Here is a 16,587-nt window from a genome sequence, read left to right as displayed (position 1 = left end):
ATGTACCATGCGACCGATCCGCAGCAAGGAAGGGCAATTGACCCCGTACTCTCTGGCGTTCTACATGGACGTCGTCACCACCGGCACCGTGCTCGGCTTGCGTCCCACGGACTCTCCCGACCGCGTCACCCAGGTCCTGGGGTCGAACTTCGGTGAGAACCGGTTCGGCGACCGCAGCATGTGCCGTGACTATGGCCTGACCGAGTTCTACTGGGACCGCGCTTCCGTGGAACTCCCCTGGTCAGGCCACCACTTCACCTTGCAGGTGCACAGACTCGCATACCGGGGCCGGACCCTCGGGCCCACCGAGGAGACGCTCCGCGCCCGGTACGGCCGATTCACCCCCAGGCTTCGCTTCGAGAAGCTGCAGCGCCTGCTGGAGCGGCGTGGCGTCCCCCTGCTGGAGATCCCGGAAAGCCCGGCGAACGCACCGTACTACCGGACGTTCTGGCAGCCCGATTCCCAGGTGGCCGTCTCCGTCATCGGCACCTACGGCGAGTACGGCACACCGGACAATCCGCGGGTCGGTGACGTGGACAGCATCCGTGCCCCGATGACCGCTGACGAAGTGGAGTGGCGGAGGTCGCGGGTCGGGTAGCCGTTGGTTGCCGCTGCTCAGGCTGGTTCGCCGGGTTGCCGGGGGGAGCGTTCCACCACAGCGGCGAGGTTGCCGAGCATGCGGCGGTGGCGCAGTTGCAGTACGGCGTCGAGAGCGGTGTTGTGAAGCCGCGCGCTCGGCCCGCGCAGGGGGTGTTCGTCCATGGTGAGGAGACTGTGGCGGCCCCAAGGCTGGATCTGGATGGCGATTCTGACGGTTCCCAACGGCCCGCTGTCCACTTCGAGTTCGAGCCTGTGAGGCGGCTCGCAGCGGCGTACGTAGGTGTGGCCGCAGGCCGTCCACGGGCCGAGCCGGACGGTGTATTCGATCGCGGAGCCCAGCTCGGGCCAGGTGCCCTGGGCCGGGGCCGACCTGGCGGTGCCCACAACCCATTCGTCGTAACGGGAGCCGTCGGCGAGGACAGCCCAGACCGCCTCCGGGCTCCGCTCGATCAGCTGGTGCCGTACCGCCATGGATCCTCCGGCGTCGAGGTGAACCGGGCTTCGTCGCTCAGACGTCTCCAGCCTAAAACCGTCGGCGATTCCCGGCCTGCCGAAGAGCGCCCTGGAAGAACGGGCGGGGCCGGGGCCTCTTCGTCCACGTGCGCATCGGCTGACCCGTCAACCGTCAAGCTCGTGTGCCGTGCCTGCCCACCTGCGGAATCCAGCCAGGAGAACGCTTTACTGCCAATTGCACATATCTCCTACACAGTGCTGCCGACGTCGGGCTAGACAAGAGGGCTGGGGACCTCCGTTGCCTTTGGGCGAGGACGGTCGTGGTCTGGCGGGAGGCAAGGCGCTTGCTGACGATCAACGTGACGGTACTGCTGGCGGTCATCGTCGTTCTGCGGCTGCGCCGCCGTACGGAGGCCAGAAGCAGGTCCGACGAGAAGCTGACTGTGGTCATCGTTCTGGCGCTGGGAGTTCTCATAGCGCCGACCCCGGTGGGGCAGGGAATCCTGGACCTTATCGGCCAGCTCGCGAGTGGAGTCTCACAGTCCGGCCGTTGACCGCAGACCGTCCTCCTGAGACGTCGCTGCCGATACGCCGCTGCAGCGACCGGGTGGGGTGTGCGCGGCTGTCGGATTTCCGGTAACCGGCTGGTCGTGGGCCAACGGCCTGACCAGTGCCACCGCCAGGAGAGCGAACCAGGTTCCCACCAGGACCAGGTGTGCCCGCTGTGGAACGCCATGCCAGCCCGGCCCGCCGAACAGGGGGCCGACCGTAGCCACCGCACACACCATGGCGCACGGCAGCACCCAGGGTCCCCAGCGGCGGATCAATGGCAACCTCGGGCGCCCGGCCTTGGCCGCGGCGCTGAGCAGTGCCATGGAGGAGAAGATCGCGAAATGGACCAGCGCACTGGTTGTCGTGTGCCACGGGTTCACAGCCTCGCAGGAGCGTTCCACCGACGGCGCGCAGCGCATCGGCACGATGGTGTCGGCCACCGAGCACCCGGCGAAGGCAATCGCCGCCCACCAGCCGGTAGCGGCCAGGCGGCCCGGCAGCGTGCACCGCGCCAGCAGTGCCCCTGCGGTCACGAGCAGCGCGCAGGTGACCTCGATCCCGCTGAACAGCCGGTGGAAGGGCTGGTCGGCTGCGTACAGCTCACTTACGTAGGAATGCCTGGGGTCCAGGCCTGTAGGCAGAAGGAACTCCAGAAGCCAGCCGTTGTAGGCCACCGCTGCTGTGCCCAGCAGCAGCGCGGCCCACAGCCTGCGCCGGCGTCCGCGCGGCGGCGTGTCGTACTCAAGGGCTTGGTGCACGGTTCTCCTCGGAGTCCGGGTTGCGTGTGGCTGCCAGCGAAGAGGCTCTGTCCGTGAAATTCCTCGAAGCGTCACGGATCTCTGCGGCAGCGAAATGTGGGTTCAGGCAGCCGAACGGAAAGCAGTGCTCCGTCACCCCTTCCGTATTGCGGCTGAAGAGCCGCTGGGGCTCCTCGCAAGAGTGTCTGAGACACCCTTCGCAACGACACCCGACGCATCGAGCTGCTGGGCCATCCGGGTGGCACAGTGCACCTCTTGGCGCAGAGCGGCTCATGTGCATCTGGCAGGGCAGGCGACAGCGAAGCCAACCCCGACGACATGCTGGTGGAGGCCCTGGCCGACCTGCTAAATTGTTCCTACACGCGAGCCTTCTCGGTGCGGATTTCGGTCCGCCGGGAAGGCTTTTTTCATGCCCGGGGGCAGCCTGCCCCCGGCACCGGTGAACCTGCTTCGAAGGCGCCCGCCCCGCCGGGCGACCTGTACGCACCCACGGGTCCCCGTCCCCAGCCCGCAAGAGGAGATCCATCTCATGAGCCCACGAACGAACACCGCGGCAGTCCCCAGTACTTGGCAACTCGGTGATCTGACCGTCAACCGCGTAGGGTTCGGCGCGATGCGCCTGACCGGTACCGCGCCCTTTGGCAACGGCGTGCCGCGTGACCGTGAGCAGTCGATCGGCGTGCTCCGGCGGGCGGTCGAGCTCGGCGTGAACCACATCGACACCGCCGCGTTCTACTTCTCGGCGACGAGCTCGGCCAACGAGCTGATCAACCGGGCGCTTGCGCCGTACCCGGACGATCTGGTGATCACTACCAAGGTCTGGCCGGGCCGCGGCCCCTCGGGCGAGTGGTGGTGGGCCACACCGGCGCAGTTGCGCGGCCAGGTGGAAGAGAACCTGCGCCAACTCGGCCGCGATTACCTGGACGTGGTGAACCTGCGCGTGCCGCCGAGCCGGCGGACCGGCTCGATCGGTGAGCACCTTGGTGTGTTGGCCGAACTGCGCGAGGCCGGGCTGATCCGGCACCTCGGCATCTCCAACGTCACGTCCGAGCAACTGGCCGAGGCCCTGGCCATCACCCCGGTGGTCTGCGTGCAGAACCCTTACGGGATCGGCGCGTCGAACGAGGACCGGGCTCTTCTGCGGCTCTGCGGTGAACTCGGCATCGCCTTTGTCCCGTTCTTCGCGATCGCCGGTTCCGGGCGCGAGGCGGATCCAGTGGCCCGGGACAGTGAGGCGGTGGACGCCGTCGCCCGCGCGCATGGTGTGTCGCCCGCACAGGTCCGCCTGGCCTGGACCTTGCACCAGGGGCCGCACGTGCTGGCGATCCCGGGGACCGGAGACCTCGGCCACCTCGCGCAGAACGTGGCAGCCGGCGCGCTGCGGCTGACGGACGAAGAGATGACACGCCTCACCTCGCTCCGGTCGGCCGACGCATAACGGGCGGCTGAGGGACATCCGCACCGCTTTCCTAGTTACGATACAGAGCTGTGCTGTATTGTAATTTCCGTGAAGCCTGGCAACGACAAGGGCGGACACACCGCCGACACGCCGACCCCGACCGCGCAGCCTCCCGGCAGGCCCCGCAGCCGGGAGGCGGACGAGGCGATCCTCACCGCGGCACTCGACCTGCTGATCGAGCGGGGTGCCGGCTCGACCAGCATCGAGCAGGTAGCGCGCCGTGCCGGGGTCACCCGCGCCACCGTGTACCGGCGGTTCCCGACCTTGACCGACCTGCTCGTGCGGGCGGTCGAATGGGAATACCGGGACACGGCCCCGGACGCACTGGACTGGCGGGACATCGACGGCATGCTCACGGACTGGGCCGACCATCTCAGCCGACCCCGCGCCCGCCGACTGATCCGCCGCCTCTACGGCACAGTGGACGATCTCCCTGAGCTGCTCCGCGCCTATGACAGTGCCCATGGCCGCCACCGTGGCCGGGCGGTGCGCACCACCCTCGAACGGGCACGCGCGGCCGGACAGCTCCCGCCGGGCAGCGACCCGGGGATCCTGCAACAAATACTCAGCGGCGCGGCGCTGCAGCACCTCGCTGCCTACCCCGACACCACCAGCGCGGAAGAGATCAGGACCTATTTCTTCGCTGTCCTCCGACAGGCAGGCCTACCGGCCGTACCCGCTACCCGAAGGAGCACCGGTCAATGAGTGAAAGCACGGCGTGGCTGGGGCGGGACATCCGCCGCGCCCGCAAGCAGGGCATGGCCGCGATCACGCGGCGGCAGCGCGATCGGTTAGCCGGCATGGTCGCCCACGCCCGCGCCGCATCGCCGTACTACCGCGAGCTCTACCACGGCCTGCCCGAGCGAGTGGAGGATCCGGCACTGCTGCCGGTCACCGACAAGAAGAAGCTGATGGGGCGCTTCGACGACTGGGTGACCGACCGCGACATCACCCTGGAGAAAGTACGCACATTCGCAGACGACCCGGACCGGGTCGGGCAGCGGTTCCTCGGAAAATACCTGGTGGCCACCACCTCGGGCACCAGCGGTCGACGCGGCCTGTTCGTCCTCGACGACCGGTACATGGACGTCGGCTCCGCGCTGACCTCCCGCGCACTCACCACCTGGCTGGGCCCGACGGGTATCCTCCGGGCCACTGTCCGCGGCGGACGTTTCGCCCAACTGGTCGCCGTCGATGGGCACTACGCCGGGTGCGCCGCATACTCTCGCCTGAACCGCGAGGGCGGGTGGCGAAGCAAGCTGCTCCGCGCGTTCTCGGTGCAGACTCCCATGCCGCAGCTGGTCGCCCAACTCAACGCCTACCGCCCCGCCATCGTCATCGGCTACGCCGGCACGATCATGCTGCTCACCGCCGAGCAGGAGGCCGGCCGCCTGCACATCGCCCCCCTGTTGATCCAGCCCGCCGGCGAGACGATGACCACGCGCGACACCGACCGTATCGCCGCAGCCTTCCACACCACGGTCCGCACGATGTACGGCGCGACCGAGTGCACCTACCTCAGCCACAGCTGCGCGGACGGCTGGTACCACGTCAACAGCGACTGGGCCGTACTCGAGCCGGTCGACGCCGACTACCGGCCCACCCCGCCCGGAGAGTTCTCGCACACCGTCCTGATCAGCAACCTCGCCAACCGCGTACAGCCGTTCCTGCGCTACGACCTCGGCGACAGCGTTCTGCTCCGCCCTGATCCCTGCCCCTGCGGCAACCCGCTGCCCGCGGTCCGCGTGCAGGGCCGCGTCGGCGACATCCTCACCTTCCCCACCGGCCGCGGCGACCATGTCCGCCTCGCCCCATTGGCCTTCGCTACCCTGCTCGACCGCACCCCGGGCGTGGAGCAGTTCCAGATCGAGCAGACCGCTCCGTCGACCCTGCGGGTACGCATCCTCCCGCGTGCCGGCGTCGACCCGGACCGCGTGTGGCAGACCGCCCACAAGGAGCTGACCCGCCTGCTCGCCGACAACAAGCTCGACCACGTCACCGTCCAACGGGCCGAAGAGCCACCCCAGCAGGCACCCGGCGGCAAGTACAGGACAATCATCCCACTCGCCTGAGCGCGCTTCCCGCCCCGACGGCCCGGATTGCCGACACGCACCGCTTGGTGGGGGTGATGTTCGCCGAGGAGGCGCTGAAGGCCGGGTCGAGGTCGAGCTATCTACTCGGTTCAGGGGGTGGGCAGGACGTGTACCCCTCGCGCCTGATCATTCCCAGCGCATCGATCGCGGCTGGGGACAGCACCGACTTCTCCAGGTCGTACTAGGGCGTTCGCGCATCCACCAGGCGATCGTCAAAGAGTTCAAGGCCGGTCTCCTCGTACAGCTCGCGTTCCAGCGTCTCCCGTGGTTGCTCGCCCGGCTCGATTCCCCCGCCGGGCAGATGCCACAGCCCCGGCGAAAAGACGGGTGAGGCGTCCGAGAGCTGGGTCAACAGCAGTTGGCCCCGTGTGGCAGCAATGACATACGCCGATACACGCGAACGTACGTGCCTCCCCAACGTTGCCCTCCAGGTTTCAGTTCCGCGGCTCCGCTCCGGCCGCACAGGGCAATCTATCGATCACGTGACAGGGGAGGGTCGCTCTGAGGTCACTGGTGTTCGTCCAGCTCTGCGAGCAGTGAGGGGTTGACGACACGGACGATGGCCTCGATGTCGTCTCTGCGTGCGAGGGGCCAGAGCACGGCGCGCGCGGCCCGGTACTTGTCGGCGAGGCGTGCCCGTTTGTCGGGCGACAGCCGGGCGGCCCTGTCGGGGTGGGAGTTGTGAGCGTTGTCGGCGATCTTCACGAGCGTCGCCTGGGCGTCGCCTGTGATGCGCTGGATCCTCTCGGTGTAGGAAGTGCCCGGCTGGTTGGTCACCGCCTCCACGATCTCCACGACCCGCACGGGGATGCCGGCGGCACGCAGCTGCCCGGCGGTCCAGTCGGTGTCCTCGATGATGTCGTGCAGAAGCCCAGCCATGACGAGTTCGTCACCGAACGGCGCGAGCCCGGCGGCTACGGCGCGGACGTGCTCGATGTACGGCACGCCGATCTTGTCGACCTGCCCGGCGTGCGCGCGGTCAGCCAGGAAGTCAACCTCGTTGACGGACGTCACGTCTGCTCCTCCGTATTCTCCGCCGCGATGGCGATGGCGACGGCGGCCTCGCTGGTGGCCCTGGTTCCCACCTCACCACAGCCTGCCGCCGGGCTGAAGCGCGCCTGGCAACGACCTTGCGGGCGTGTGCCGGCCTCTGGGACAGGGGCGTGCCATGAAAAGGGGAGTGCCGGCGTGCGCGCCCGAAGCTCGGCGGCGTCCTGGACGCAGGCAGTCGGCGTCCCGTGTGCCGAACAGCGCCTTCGCGCCGTGCCGCTGTGCCACAGCGACCGGGGGCGTGGTGGGGTACGCACGCTGCTGTCGTTTTCGGACGCGTTGGCGTGGCGTTGCTGGGCAGCGACCCACCCGCCGTCGCCGTGCTGGACCGGGCGCTCGGAGGAGCCTTGAGCATCGGGACTGGCGGGGTCGGCGACGGGCTCGTGCGGATCGCCGATGCCCGGGGCAGTGTGCTGACTCCCGGCCGTGGCGCCGTGCGGAGCATCGGCCGGCGCTTGGGCCGCGCGGACGGCCGTGCCGAGCGCACCGAGTTGCTGCACGCCGCCCACACCATGATCGTCGTCCTCGCCTGGTTCCAGGCTCTGGAGGAACGACATCTGCCCGTCCGCCTCGAGGCCTTGGAGTTGACCCGCCGCGAACGGCTCGCCCTCGCGGGTGCGCCGCAAGTGGGGGAGCGGGGAGCCGCGTTCGCCCGCTCGCTCGCCGCCACCGACGCGCCGAGCCCCGTGCCCCACCGGCCCTTCGAATCGGTCACGGACCAGCTGCAGCGCTGGTACGAGGGTCTGTCGGTGACATTCCTCGACTTCGCCGAGGGACTCCGCGTCTGGAGCACGCAGACAGAGACCCTCCGAGGCGAGGCCCGGCGGGTGATCCGCACCGAGCTGCCCCACGAGGCGGTCCGGCAGTACGAGTCCCTGTATGCCCAGCTCGCCAAAGAGGCACCGGAGTTCGGGTTCTGGACGACCCGAATCGAACACCGGGCAACCCGGACCGAGGTGCGCCGCTCCCTCGGGGGAGTCACCGGGCTGCTCGCCGACCTGGCCGCACAGAGAACGCATAGGGCGACTGCTTCAGCACGAGTGACTCCCGCTGCCGTCATCGCCTGCGTTTTCCTGCGGCGGGGCCGCACCCGCCGGGCCGGTGCCCCTCAGCCTCCTCGGAGAGCAGGTTATCGACGTGCTTGCGGGGAACATGCAGGTTTTCAGTGTGGGAAGCGGCGAGGTGAGCGGGGCACTGTGGACGCGCGGAATTCAGTGATCCGAGAGTGGACTTGACGCATCAGGTGGGTGTCCTCGAGTCGGTCCAGGTAGAGGCAGCGGGCTGCAAGTCCGGGGAGTTCGAAGGCAAAGTACAGGGACATCAGCGGGTTTACGAACAGATCGCTGCCTCGGGTGCGGTCGGTGAACTGGACATCGCCGAACGAGCCGCGCACGGCTGCCGCGATGGAGCCGTTCACAATGCTGGGGTGTTCCGGCGTGTGGTGCTGCGCGTGCGTCACCGCGTCCAGGTAGAGAGCACCCTCGCGGGTGGCGCGCGGTATTGAGAATGCGCCAAGGTATGCGCCGTCGCGTTCCAGCGCGGGCGATATTCTCCAATACTTGCACGTGGTTTACGCCGTGATAGGTGTCTATGCCGAACCCGACCGACACCACGAGCCGGGTCTCTATGCTGTCCAGCGCGGCCAGCGCCGCCACGCTGGTCAGGTCCTCCTCAGGGGTGCCCAGACCGGATTCGTCACCGCGAGCCCGGTGTCGACCCGGGAGGAGGCGCAGCCCCCTAAGGCGCGACAGGCTGGGACGACCCGAGGCCTGTACGTACTGGTGGGGGAGCTGGCCGGGCACGGCCCCGGCCGCGGCCACACGAAACAGTCGTCCACTGCCCTAGGCCCAACCCTCATCGACGCCTTGCCGGAGCAGCTGCCTCCCAGTTCGTCATGGCGGGGGGATGGTGCTCCGCGGCCTCTGGCTTGCTGCTGGGTAGGTCGATCAGGCCAGCGGAATGGCCGACGGGGTATGACCGGGTGTGAGAATCCGCAGGTCCCCGTCATGCGGAACGCGGTCATCGGGACAGCCCACCGTTGTCATACCTCAGGGCTAGGGCCTGTCTGGTGGGTCGGTGACGAACGGAGACGAGAACTCGTAGGCCTCTGCCAACAGGCCTTGTATACGCAGGGGTTGAGCTCGCTCCTGTCGTCGGGTTGAAGCGCGAACCGCCTTGGCAGGGGTTCGCCGCGTGCAGCGGGGACGTTCAGCCGCGGGCACCGGTCCCCGAGGCTGGACTCGGGGTAGTGACGCGGAGGGCCCCGCACGGAACCGCCGGGAGGCCGGGGGTTCACGTGCGGGGCCGCGCTCACTTGGTGGGGGCCGTCAGACTGCGGTCAGGGTGTACGTACCGGTGCCGTCCTGCCGGCCGCTGGAATACTGGCGGATGAGCTCCCCGTCCGCGTACCGGTCGTGGCCCAGCATGGAGCCGGTGTACTTGTTCTGCAGACCGATCTTCGGGCTGCCGGGTACGTCGCGGTAGATGTAGAACCGTTGGAGGTCGTCCTCCGCGCAGGTGGCCGTCGTCAGGTAGGCCTGTTCCCGGTTGGCGATGTCCGCCGGGATGGTCGCGCATCCGCCGTTGCCCCAGTTCCACAGGGACGCTTCGATGACCCCGTTGCGCTCCGTCACGTTGCACAGCCGCCAGTTGTCCAGGTGGGCGCTGGTCCAGTTCGATTCGCGCAGGCGGATGCCGTCGTTGGCCAGGAGCGGTGCGCTCCAGTTCAGGGGCTTGCCGGGGACGTGGATCCTGTAGACGCCGGATTGGCAGTTCAGGGCGGCGCGCGGAGCGGGCTTGGCGGCCCGGGTGGCCTTCATCCTCTGGGCGGCCTCGGCGGCTGTGGCAGCGTTGCCGGCGTCGCGCTTGGCTTGGTCGGCCTTGGCCGAGGGAACGGGGCCTGCCGGGTGCTTCGCGGTGGCGGCGGGGGAGCCGCAGTCCAACAGCCCCTGGGCCTTGGCCATGATGCTGTTGGCGGGAACCTTGTCCTCGCAGCGCACCGCGCCTTCTTCGAGAGTGGTGAAGGTGGTGTAGCTGCCGCTGTCGGGTCCCTCGGTCCACTTCAGCGCCCAACTGCCGCCCTGTTGGACGCGGTTGCAGTTGAGACTGCCATAGGTTCCGGTGACCTTCTTGGTGCCCTTGTAGAGGCCGTAGTAGCCGGGGGTGCGGAAGTTCCATGTGACGGACGTCGACGTGCTGCTGGTGGAGGTGTAGTTCACCTGCACGTTCAGGCCCAGGCTCGCGCCGACGGAGCCGAGGGTCTCGACGGCGAAGCTGCCCTGCACGGTGCCGTTGAGGCCGACGGAGACGGAGATGGTCTCCGTCGTGTTCGTGTTGACGCTCTGGTTACCGGTCGAGCCCTCGGTGACGTACCAGCCCTTGAAGTGTGTGACGGTGGGAGCGACTTCGGCGCTCTTGATGATCGGGTGACGGGTACCAAGATCGGCGGAGGTGCAGACGTCGCCGAGCTTCGGCTTGCCGGCGGTTATGGCGGGTTTCAGTTGCCCTGCCGCGGCGGCGGGGCCGGCCACGGCAGTTATGGCGGCCAGCGTCGATGCAGCGGTTACGGTGAGGGCGACCAGCCCTCTGGCCCAGCGGCCAGCAGATCTCAAGTGACCCATCATGCCCTTTCCCTGGCCGGGCGTCATGTCGCCCCAAGCCGGAGCTCTGTCAGTTATGCGGCGGGGGTGGTGGTCGATCAAGGTCAATGTAGCGGCGGCAGCGACGCAGTGACGATGACGGAATCAGCCGGTCCGAGGCGAAATCCATGACCCTTCATGGGCTGCAAGGAAGCCTTGACCTGCCGGTGGCTCATCAAGATTTCATCCGCGTAGCTAAGATCCGCCACCGGCACCGCAGAAATAGGCTGTTCAGGCGTGATTCTGCTGCTGTCACCGCGACGACCAGGGCCCGCCAGGCCGGCCTCTCATCATCCGCCCGGCGCAGCCGACTGCCGCCAAGCCATCACGACATTCGGCCAACTTGACCGTTCTGAAACCGACGGCCTTCGGCGGCCGCGGCGCCTTAAATGTTTGCGCGCCAGCGTGAGCGGCCCTATGAACGATTGGACGCAGACAAAGTCGGCACAACAGAAGGGAATTCAGCGGATCGAGCCAGACGGCGTCTGGCGGTGAGCCGGAAGCAGGAACGCCGGTCCCGACGACCGGCCCGGCAGCGTCCGCATGAGCCCCGAGCGCATCCAGCACGGGGCAGGAAACCCCGGCCAAACGGAAACACAAGGAGAAAACGAACATGCCCCTACCACGTTTACATCGCCACCACGAACGCGTCAGACGACTGCTGGCGGCAATAGCCTCACTTGCCCTCACCGCCGCCCTGCTGGACCTGGGAACCTCCTCGGCCGCCGCTGCCCGGACCACGGCCCTGCCTGCCCCCCAGGGCCGCGGCACCTGCACGGCTGTCCCCTCTGGCAGCGGGGCCCCCAAGGGCGCGGCGTGGGCCTGCTACGAGGCCAAGCCCGGGGCGTCTGCCCCCGCCCCCGCCACCGCACGTGCTCTTGCCCCCGCTCCCCGCGACGACCAACCGGACCCGGAAAGCCCGGAAGCCCTGTGCGGCAAACAGCCCCCCGACAACTCCACCCGCCTCGTGTACTGCATTGAAAAAGAATTGTTGTGGATCTACTACGGCCCCGACCAGAAGGAGGTGATCGGTGCCGCTGCGGGCAGGCTCTACATCTACTCCAAACTCAAGGCCGTGCCGCATTCCAACTGGAAAGAGAGCGTGATCGTCACCCTGGACAGCAAAACGGAAAATATTCCCGCCGTGGAACTGGTCCTGCAGGCCATCTGCACCGGGCAGTGCTCCGCGTCGGCACCCCTCGTGGCGAAGCTGTCGAAAGTGGGCGAACACGTCGGCGGGACCATCGACTACAATTCTCCGGTCGGCCCAGGCGGCGAAGCACTGGTCCAGCCCCAGTACCACGCAATGCTGAACCTCCTGGTCCCCGGGGTGCCTTTGCCGCCTGCAAACAACGACTGGGTCGGCCCCCAGATACGCTGTGACGGCAAGACCGGCGACTGGACGGGCTGCGTCATCCCGGAGCACATGGCCAACGTGACCATCCGCAGGTCCCTCTACCGGGCCGCCGCCATCACCTACGAGTGGGCACAGAACAACCTGACCACCCTCAGCATGGGCACCAAGAACAAACCCCTGCACTACAAGAAAATGACCGAAGAGGAAAAAAACCGCAGTCGAGACCTCACCTGCAACCGGGCGCCGGACAGATTCGTCAAAGACCCTTCGGTGCCGGACGACTCCTGTGACGAGTTCCCCTTCGCCGCGACCCAGGAGGGCGGCAAAGCGGGCACCCTGTGCGTGGACATCCTCCCCCAACAAGTGGGCGGCGTATGGGACGTTAGCAACGTCAAGGTCCTACGCAACGGCAATGTCAAGACAAACGCGCCCTGTGTACGCGGCCACGTCACCAACAAGGACAACGTCGATGCGGGCAGTAAAGAATTTGGCGCGGCGGTGCGGTCCGACCGCATCCTCGACGGCGAGGCCTTCCAGGTGATCATCGCCCCGTAGGCAGACCAGGGGCCGGTCAGGTTCCGTCTGACGGGTCGTGCACGAAGCCACAGGCGTATGGTCGCAAGGGTCACAGTGCCGTGAAAGACATAGGCTCGCTTGTCGAACCTCGTGGCAACGGCCCGGTTGGGCTTCAACTTCCCGATCAGGCGCTCCACTTCGTTCCTGCGAACGTAGCGGGCCTTCTCGAAGCTGGTGGGCCGACCGCCTCGGCTCCCACGGCGCAAGCGATTGGCTTGCTGATTCCTCGGCTCAGGGATGGTGTGCTTGATCTGTCGGCGTCGCAGGTAGCGGCGGTTGCGCCGAGAGCTGTAGGGGCGATCGCCGCTGAGGTGGTCCGGGCGAGTGCGCGGGTGCCCGCCCTTCGGCCGCGGGACGCGGATGCTCTCCAGGACCGGAATCATCTGAGGCGCGTCGCCCCATTGTCCGGGTGTGATCAGTAGGGCCAGGGGCCGCAGGCCGCCCTCACCCACCACGTGGATCTTGGGATACCGGTCCGCAACCGGAACAGAACCCCGTTGATCACCCTGCGGTGACACTTCCAACGCCCGCCCCGCCCAACGTTTCCTGGCAACTACGGCTTCAGCCTGGCCCACTCCGCGTCACTGAGATCTTCCCGTCCCACATGCCCGAGAACGAGTTCTCCTCTCGGTTCGTCACCGACCCATCAGACAGGCCCTAGGGCTCGTCCGGCGGATCATGGGCCGAGCCAGGGCCGGACCGAGGCGAGGGCCGGCCAGTGCCCTCATCGTGTTGACTGCCCCCGGCAGGCAGTGCTGAAGTCGGCACGTGGACAGCATCCCCGCCAACCGGCGGCTCTGGAACCAGATCAGCAGCGCCTACCAGCACGAGCACGACCCGCAAATCGGCGCCACACCCCGGCTGTGGGGCATGTACTCCATCCCCGACGCGCACCTGCGCGCCCTGGGCGACGTGACCGGCAAGCGCGTCCTCGAACTCGGCTGCGGCGCCGGCCAGTGGTCCAGGGCGCTCGCCGCCGAGGGCGCCACCGTGGTCGGCCTCGACCTGTCCGAAGCTCAACTCGCCGCAGCGGCCCACGCGATGGGAACGGCCCGTTACCCTCTAGTGCAAGGTGCTGCCGAACAACTCCCCTTCGCCGCCGACAGCTTCGACCTGGTGTTCTGCGACTTCGGTGGGCTCAGCTGGGCGCCCCCGCACCTGGCAGTCCCGCAGGCCGCACGCGTCTTGGGCCGAGGCGGGCGCCTGGTGTTCAACGTCGCCAGCCCATGGTTCGAAGCTTGCTACGACGAAGCCGCCAGCCGTGTGACCACGACGCTGCAGCAGGACTACTTCGGGCTGAACACCATCGCCGAAGGCGACGGCGCGACCAGCTATCAGCTCACCTACGGTGACTGGGTCAAGGTCCTGCGCGGCGCGGGTCTCATCATCGACGACCTCATCGAGCCGCGGCCCGAACTCGGTACACCCAACGGCTACAACGAAACCGACCCACCCGACTGGGCACACCGCTGGCCGGCGGAACTGCTCTGGGTAACCCACAAACCGTAAGTTCCGCCGCGCCGAGACGTGAAGGCATCCTTTATCGTGGACATCCGCACAACGCACCACGCTCTGCTGAGCCGTCTGCTGCCTGACGACAAACCAGAGGATCTCGCCCTACGCCAGGGGCAATTCCATAACGTAGTCATGGGAGCAGACCGCGTCGTATGCCTGCCTCGCACTCGGGCGGCGGCCGCCCGGCTGCCCGAGCGGATGGCCACCCTGCGCGCACTTGCCGGGCTCGACCTCGGCTTCCGGACACCTGAGCCGCTGTTCGAGGGCGGAGCCGATGGTACTGGCGAAGTGCCGTTCCTGGTGCTCAGCCGCATTCCCGGGGAACCGTTGGAGGCTGACATGCTCAACGATGCCCGAGTGGTTGACACTGTGGCGGCACAGTACGCCACGCTGCTTGCCGGACTCAGCCGTGCCGGCACCGACGAGACGGTACGAGCGGTTCTGCCTCAGGCAGGGGAAGGCCGGTGGCACCGATTCGCGGAGAACGTGCGCGGGGAGTTGTTCCAGCTCATGTCCGACAGTGGGCGCCTACGGGCTCGGCGGGAACTCGCAGCACTCGACAGTCTTCCCCACCTCACCCGTGCGGTGGTGCATGGTGACCTCGGTGCCGAGAACGTCCTGTGGGAGTGGAGAAACGGCCTGCCGCACCTCGCCGGAGTACTCGACTGGGACGATGTCACCCTCAGCGACCCGGCCGAGGACCTCGCAGCCATCAGCGCCAGTTACGGCCGCGCCCTCCTGGAGCGGGTGCTAGCCCTCGGCAGCCGGTCAGACAACGGACTGGCCACCCGCGTTGCCGCGTTTCGCGGCACATTTGCCCTGCAACAAGCTCTCTACGCCATCCGTGACGGTGACGAAGAAGAGCTGGCGGACGGTCTGGCCGACTACTGCTGATACATCGGCCGCGAGACCGCCGCTGGGAGCGGTCGGACAGCCATGACCAAGCCCACCACCTCGTCAATCGGGGTGGCGTTGCGGCAGGCGACTTTCGTAGCAGCCTTCGTCCAGGGGCGAGACGGAGGTGAACCAGGCCGGGGCGTCAGCGCGGGGCTGCCATTTCTAAAGTACGGCCTGGCGGCGTGCCACGCGGTAGTGGAGGTAGACGACTCTGGAGCTGAAGGTGCGGGTTTCGACGAGTTCGAGATCTACCCGGCGCTCGCGCTGGGGAAAGAAAGGAATGCCACCGCCAACCAGCACCGGGTGGACCATGGCCTGGTACTCGTCGATCAGACCCAACGCGGCCGCCTCGGCGGCGAGAGTCGCGCCGCCGATCGCGATGTCGCCCTCCCCGGGCTCGGCTCGCAACCGCTCGATTTCCTCCGCCAGGCCGCCCGAGGCCAGGCGGGCATTGCCCTGCACCGTCGACAGCGTGGTGGAGAACACCACCTTTGGGAGGGGCTTCCAGATGGCGGCCCACTCGAGCATTGAGTCATCGAGTGATGGATCCTGGTCGGCGGTCTCCCAGTACAGCATCGTCTCGTACAGCCGTCGTCCCAACAGGTGGACGTCGACTTGTCGAATCTCGTCGATCCAGAAGCGGAAGACCTCCTCGTCGGGCGCTGTCCAGTTGAAGTCGCCCTCCGGCCCGACGATGTAGCCGTCAAGTGAGACGCTCATCGAATAGGTCACGCTGCGCATCAGTAGTCCTCCTCGGTGACGGTTCGACAGTACGACCGCCGGGCGCCGTAGGACTCGTCACGGCACGCAGGATCCCCTCAGATTTCCCCACCACGCGAAAATCATCGCGAAGGAGGGCGATCTCTCGTCAGCGTCGCTCCGCGGTTTGGCTGCCTGCCAGGGCTGCGGGCGCGGGGTGGTAGCGCTCACGGTGGCCACGATGCCCGATGGGGGAGGTCGGTGCGGCAGTTGAGCGGTGTTGAGCCCCTGATTCCCCTTCAGGAGAAGCGGACGCTTGTGCGAAGATCGCGGGCGTGAGCGATCTGCTGTTCCGCCTGGCCGTCGGGCCTGACCTTGCCACCGTCGTACGCCTTCGTGATGACGCCGCACGCTGGATGAACGCCCGGGGCATCACCGGCCAGTGGCAGCCCGGGGAGCTGGGTGAGGAGCATTTCCTGCGGATCATGGACGGTGGGGAAGTCTGGATCGCGGAGGCCGACGGCCGTGCCGTCGGGGCTTGGGAGTTGTGGTGGGAGGACGAGGATGCCTGGGGAGCCCAGCCCCCGACGGCCGGATACGTCCATCGGTTGATGGTGGACCATGACGCAGTCGCGCCGGGGGCGGGGCGGCGGCTTTTGCAGGCCGCCGAGCGCCGCGTGGCCGCGGCGGGCCGAAGTTTGGTCCGCCTCGATTGTCTGGCAGGCAACGCTCGGCTGACCGCGTACTACCGCGACTCCGGGTACCAGGTCGTCGGCCACAAGGAGGGCAAGCCGCAGCCGGGCGGTACGGCCAAGTCCTTCACCCTCCTGGAAAAGCTTGTGCAGTAAGACGGTTGCTGAACTTTCCCGGTGGGCTGTCGCGGGGGTGGCGGCGGTGTGACCGGTGTGGCACACCGCGGCGCTGGTGTGTGGGTGGTTAG

At 67.7% G+C, this 16,587-nt stretch carries 16 protein-coding genes and 2 pseudogenes; 10 read left to right on the top strand and 8 right to left on the bottom strand.

Going from position 1 to position 16,587, the window contains the following annotated elements:
- The first annotated feature begins 37 nt into the window (after positions 1-37).
- The gene (locus JO379_RS00085) at positions 38-598 is read left to right on the top strand and encodes a hypothetical protein (RefSeq protein ID WP_209513168.1); all 561 of its coding nucleotides are present in this window, start codon (positions 38-40) and stop codon (positions 596-598) included.
- Positions 599-615: 17 nt separating this feature from the next.
- On the opposite strand, the gene JO379_RS00080 is transcribed toward JO379_RS00085, so the two are convergent.
- A complete protein-coding gene (locus JO379_RS00080) occupies positions 616-1,071 on the bottom strand; it encodes an SRPBCC family protein (RefSeq protein WP_209513167.1) in 456 nt (151 codons plus the stop codon).
- A gap of 326 nt (positions 1,072-1,397) precedes the next feature.
- Here JO379_RS00080 and JO379_RS00075 point away from each other — a divergent pair, with 326 nt between their 5' ends.
- Entirely contained in the window at positions 1,398-1,607 is a 210-nt protein-coding gene (locus JO379_RS00075; protein WP_209513166.1) for a hypothetical protein, read from the top strand.
- Here the strand turns inward: JO379_RS00075 and JO379_RS00070 are convergent.
- Positions 1,590-2,363: a DUF998 domain-containing protein gene (locus JO379_RS00070; RefSeq protein WP_307841824.1), complete on the bottom strand. Its 774-nt coding sequence runs from the start codon at positions 2,361-2,363 to the stop codon at positions 1,590-1,592. The two genes, JO379_RS00075 and JO379_RS00070, sit on opposite strands and share 18 nt — an antisense overlap.
- Positions 2,364-2,892: 529 nt before the next feature.
- Between JO379_RS00070 and JO379_RS00065 the strand changes: the two genes are divergently transcribed.
- The 3 genes from JO379_RS00065 to JO379_RS00055 all read left to right on the top strand — a co-directional run bounded on the left by JO379_RS00065 (position 2,893) and on the right by JO379_RS00055 (position 5,894).
- Positions 2,893-3,801, top strand: coding sequence for an oxidoreductase (locus JO379_RS00065; RefSeq protein ID WP_209513165.1), 909 nt, complete (start codon positions 2,893-2,895; stop codon positions 3,799-3,801).
- Positions 3,802-3,870: 69 nt separating this feature from the next.
- The gene (locus JO379_RS33575) at positions 3,871-4,527 is read left to right on the top strand and encodes a TetR/AcrR family transcriptional regulator (RefSeq protein WP_209513164.1); all 657 of its coding nucleotides are present in this window, start codon (positions 3,871-3,873) and stop codon (positions 4,525-4,527) included.
- On the top strand, positions 4,524-5,894 hold the full coding sequence (locus JO379_RS00055; protein ID WP_209513163.1) for a phenylacetate--CoA ligase family protein: 1,371 nt from the start codon (positions 4,524-4,526) through the stop codon (positions 5,892-5,894). Before JO379_RS33575 ends, JO379_RS00055 begins: the two co-directional genes overlap by 4 nt.
- 202 nt (positions 5,895-6,096) lie before the next feature.
- On the opposite strand, the gene JO379_RS00050 is transcribed toward JO379_RS00055, so the two are convergent.
- Together JO379_RS00050 and JO379_RS00045 are read right to left on the bottom strand one after the other, a co-directional pair.
- On the bottom strand, positions 6,097-6,378 hold the full coding sequence (locus JO379_RS00050) for an NUDIX hydrolase (protein ID WP_307841823.1): 282 nt from the start codon (positions 6,376-6,378) through the stop codon (positions 6,097-6,099).
- Positions 6,379-6,422: 44 nt separating this feature from the next.
- Positions 6,423-6,929, bottom strand: coding sequence for an HD domain-containing protein (locus JO379_RS00045; RefSeq protein ID WP_209513161.1), 507 nt, complete (start codon positions 6,927-6,929; stop codon positions 6,423-6,425).
- Between the two features lie 224 nt (positions 6,930-7,153).
- Between JO379_RS00045 and JO379_RS00040 the strand changes: the two genes are divergently transcribed.
- Positions 7,154-8,200: an NACHT N-terminal helical domain 7-containing protein gene (locus JO379_RS00040; RefSeq protein WP_372449041.1), complete on the top strand. Its 1,047-nt coding sequence runs from the start codon at positions 7,154-7,156 to the stop codon at positions 8,198-8,200.
- Here JO379_RS00040 and JO379_RS32960 read toward each other — a convergent pair.
- Positions 8,128-8,668 (bottom strand): annotated as a pseudogene (locus tag JO379_RS32960) (DUF1152 domain-containing protein); the annotation flags it as partial. The gene JO379_RS00040 and the pseudogene JO379_RS32960 overlap by 73 nt on opposite strands.
- A gap of 624 nt (positions 8,669-9,292) precedes the next feature.
- Positions 9,293-10,585, bottom strand: a complete 1,293-nt coding sequence (locus tag JO379_RS00035; RefSeq protein ID WP_209518367.1) for a hypothetical protein — start codon at positions 10,583-10,585, stop codon at positions 9,293-9,295.
- Positions 10,586-11,216: 631 nt separating this feature from the next.
- On the opposite strand from JO379_RS00035, the gene JO379_RS00030 reads away from it, so the two are divergent.
- Complete coding sequence (locus JO379_RS00030; RefSeq protein WP_209513159.1) at positions 11,217-12,515, top strand: NucA/NucB deoxyribonuclease domain-containing protein; 1,299 nt, start codon at positions 11,217-11,219, stop codon at positions 12,513-12,515.
- Positions 12,516-12,556: 41 nt separating this feature from the next.
- On the opposite strand, the pseudogene JO379_RS00025 reads toward JO379_RS00030, so the two are convergent.
- Positions 12,557-13,089 (bottom strand): annotated as a pseudogene (locus JO379_RS00025) (transposase); the annotation flags it as partial.
- Positions 13,090-13,304: 215 nt separating this feature from the next.
- Between JO379_RS00025 and JO379_RS00020 the strand changes: the two are divergent.
- Together JO379_RS00020 and vph are read left to right on the top strand one after the other, a co-directional pair.
- Positions 13,305-14,045 carry a class I SAM-dependent methyltransferase gene (locus JO379_RS00020; RefSeq protein WP_209513158.1) on the top strand — a complete coding sequence of 247 codons (741 nt, stop codon included), beginning with the start codon at positions 13,305-13,307 and terminating at the stop codon, positions 14,043-14,045.
- A 36-nt stretch (positions 14,046-14,081) separates the two neighbouring features.
- Positions 14,082-14,945, top strand: coding sequence for a viomycin phosphotransferase (gene vph / locus JO379_RS00015; protein ID WP_209513157.1), 864 nt, complete (start codon positions 14,082-14,084; stop codon positions 14,943-14,945).
- Positions 14,946-15,110: 165 nt separating this feature from the next.
- Here vph and JO379_RS00010 read toward each other — a convergent pair whose 3' ends face one another.
- Positions 15,111-15,689 carry a dihydrofolate reductase family protein gene (locus tag JO379_RS00010; RefSeq protein ID WP_209513156.1) on the bottom strand — a complete coding sequence of 193 codons (579 nt, stop codon included), beginning with the start codon at positions 15,687-15,689 and terminating at the stop codon, positions 15,111-15,113.
- 293 nt (positions 15,690-15,982) lie between these two features.
- Between JO379_RS00010 and JO379_RS00005 the strand changes: the two genes are divergently transcribed.
- Positions 15,983-16,495 carry a GNAT family N-acetyltransferase gene (locus JO379_RS00005; protein ID WP_307841822.1) on the top strand — a complete coding sequence of 171 codons (513 nt, stop codon included), beginning with the start codon at positions 15,983-15,985 and terminating at the stop codon, positions 16,493-16,495.
- Positions 16,496-16,587 lie beyond the last annotated feature (92 nt).

The organism is Streptomyces syringium, from assembly GCF_017876625.1.
GTDB lineage: Bacteria > Actinomycetota > Actinomycetes > Streptomycetales > Streptomycetaceae > Streptomyces > Streptomyces syringius.
Note: the sequence above shows the minus strand (reverse complement) of the source record. Positions and strands in the feature narration are given on the sequence as shown.

Excerpts from the sequence above, each read along its gene's own strand:
- JO379_RS00010 (WP_209513156.1), bottom strand. The coding sequence starts at position 15,689 with ATGCGCAGCGTGACCTATTCGATGAGCGTCTCACTTGACGGCTACATC.
- JO379_RS00055 (WP_209513163.1), top strand. The coding sequence starts at position 4,524 with ATGAGTGAAAGCACGGCGTGGCTGGGGCGGGACATCCGCCGCGCCCGC.
- JO379_RS00080 (WP_209513167.1), bottom strand. The coding sequence starts at position 1,071 with ATGGCGGTACGGCACCAGCTGATCGAGCGGAGCCCGGAGGCGGTCTGG.
- JO379_RS00030 (WP_209513159.1), top strand. The coding sequence starts at position 11,217 with ATGCCCCTACCACGTTTACATCGCCACCACGAACGCGTCAGACGACTG.
- JO379_RS00065 (WP_209513165.1), top strand. The coding sequence starts at position 2,893 with ATGAGCCCACGAACGAACACCGCGGCAGTCCCCAGTACTTGGCAACTC.
- JO379_RS00035 (WP_209518367.1), bottom strand. The coding sequence starts at position 10,585 with ATGGGTCACTTGAGATCTGCTGGCCGCTGGGCCAGAGGGCTGGTCGCC.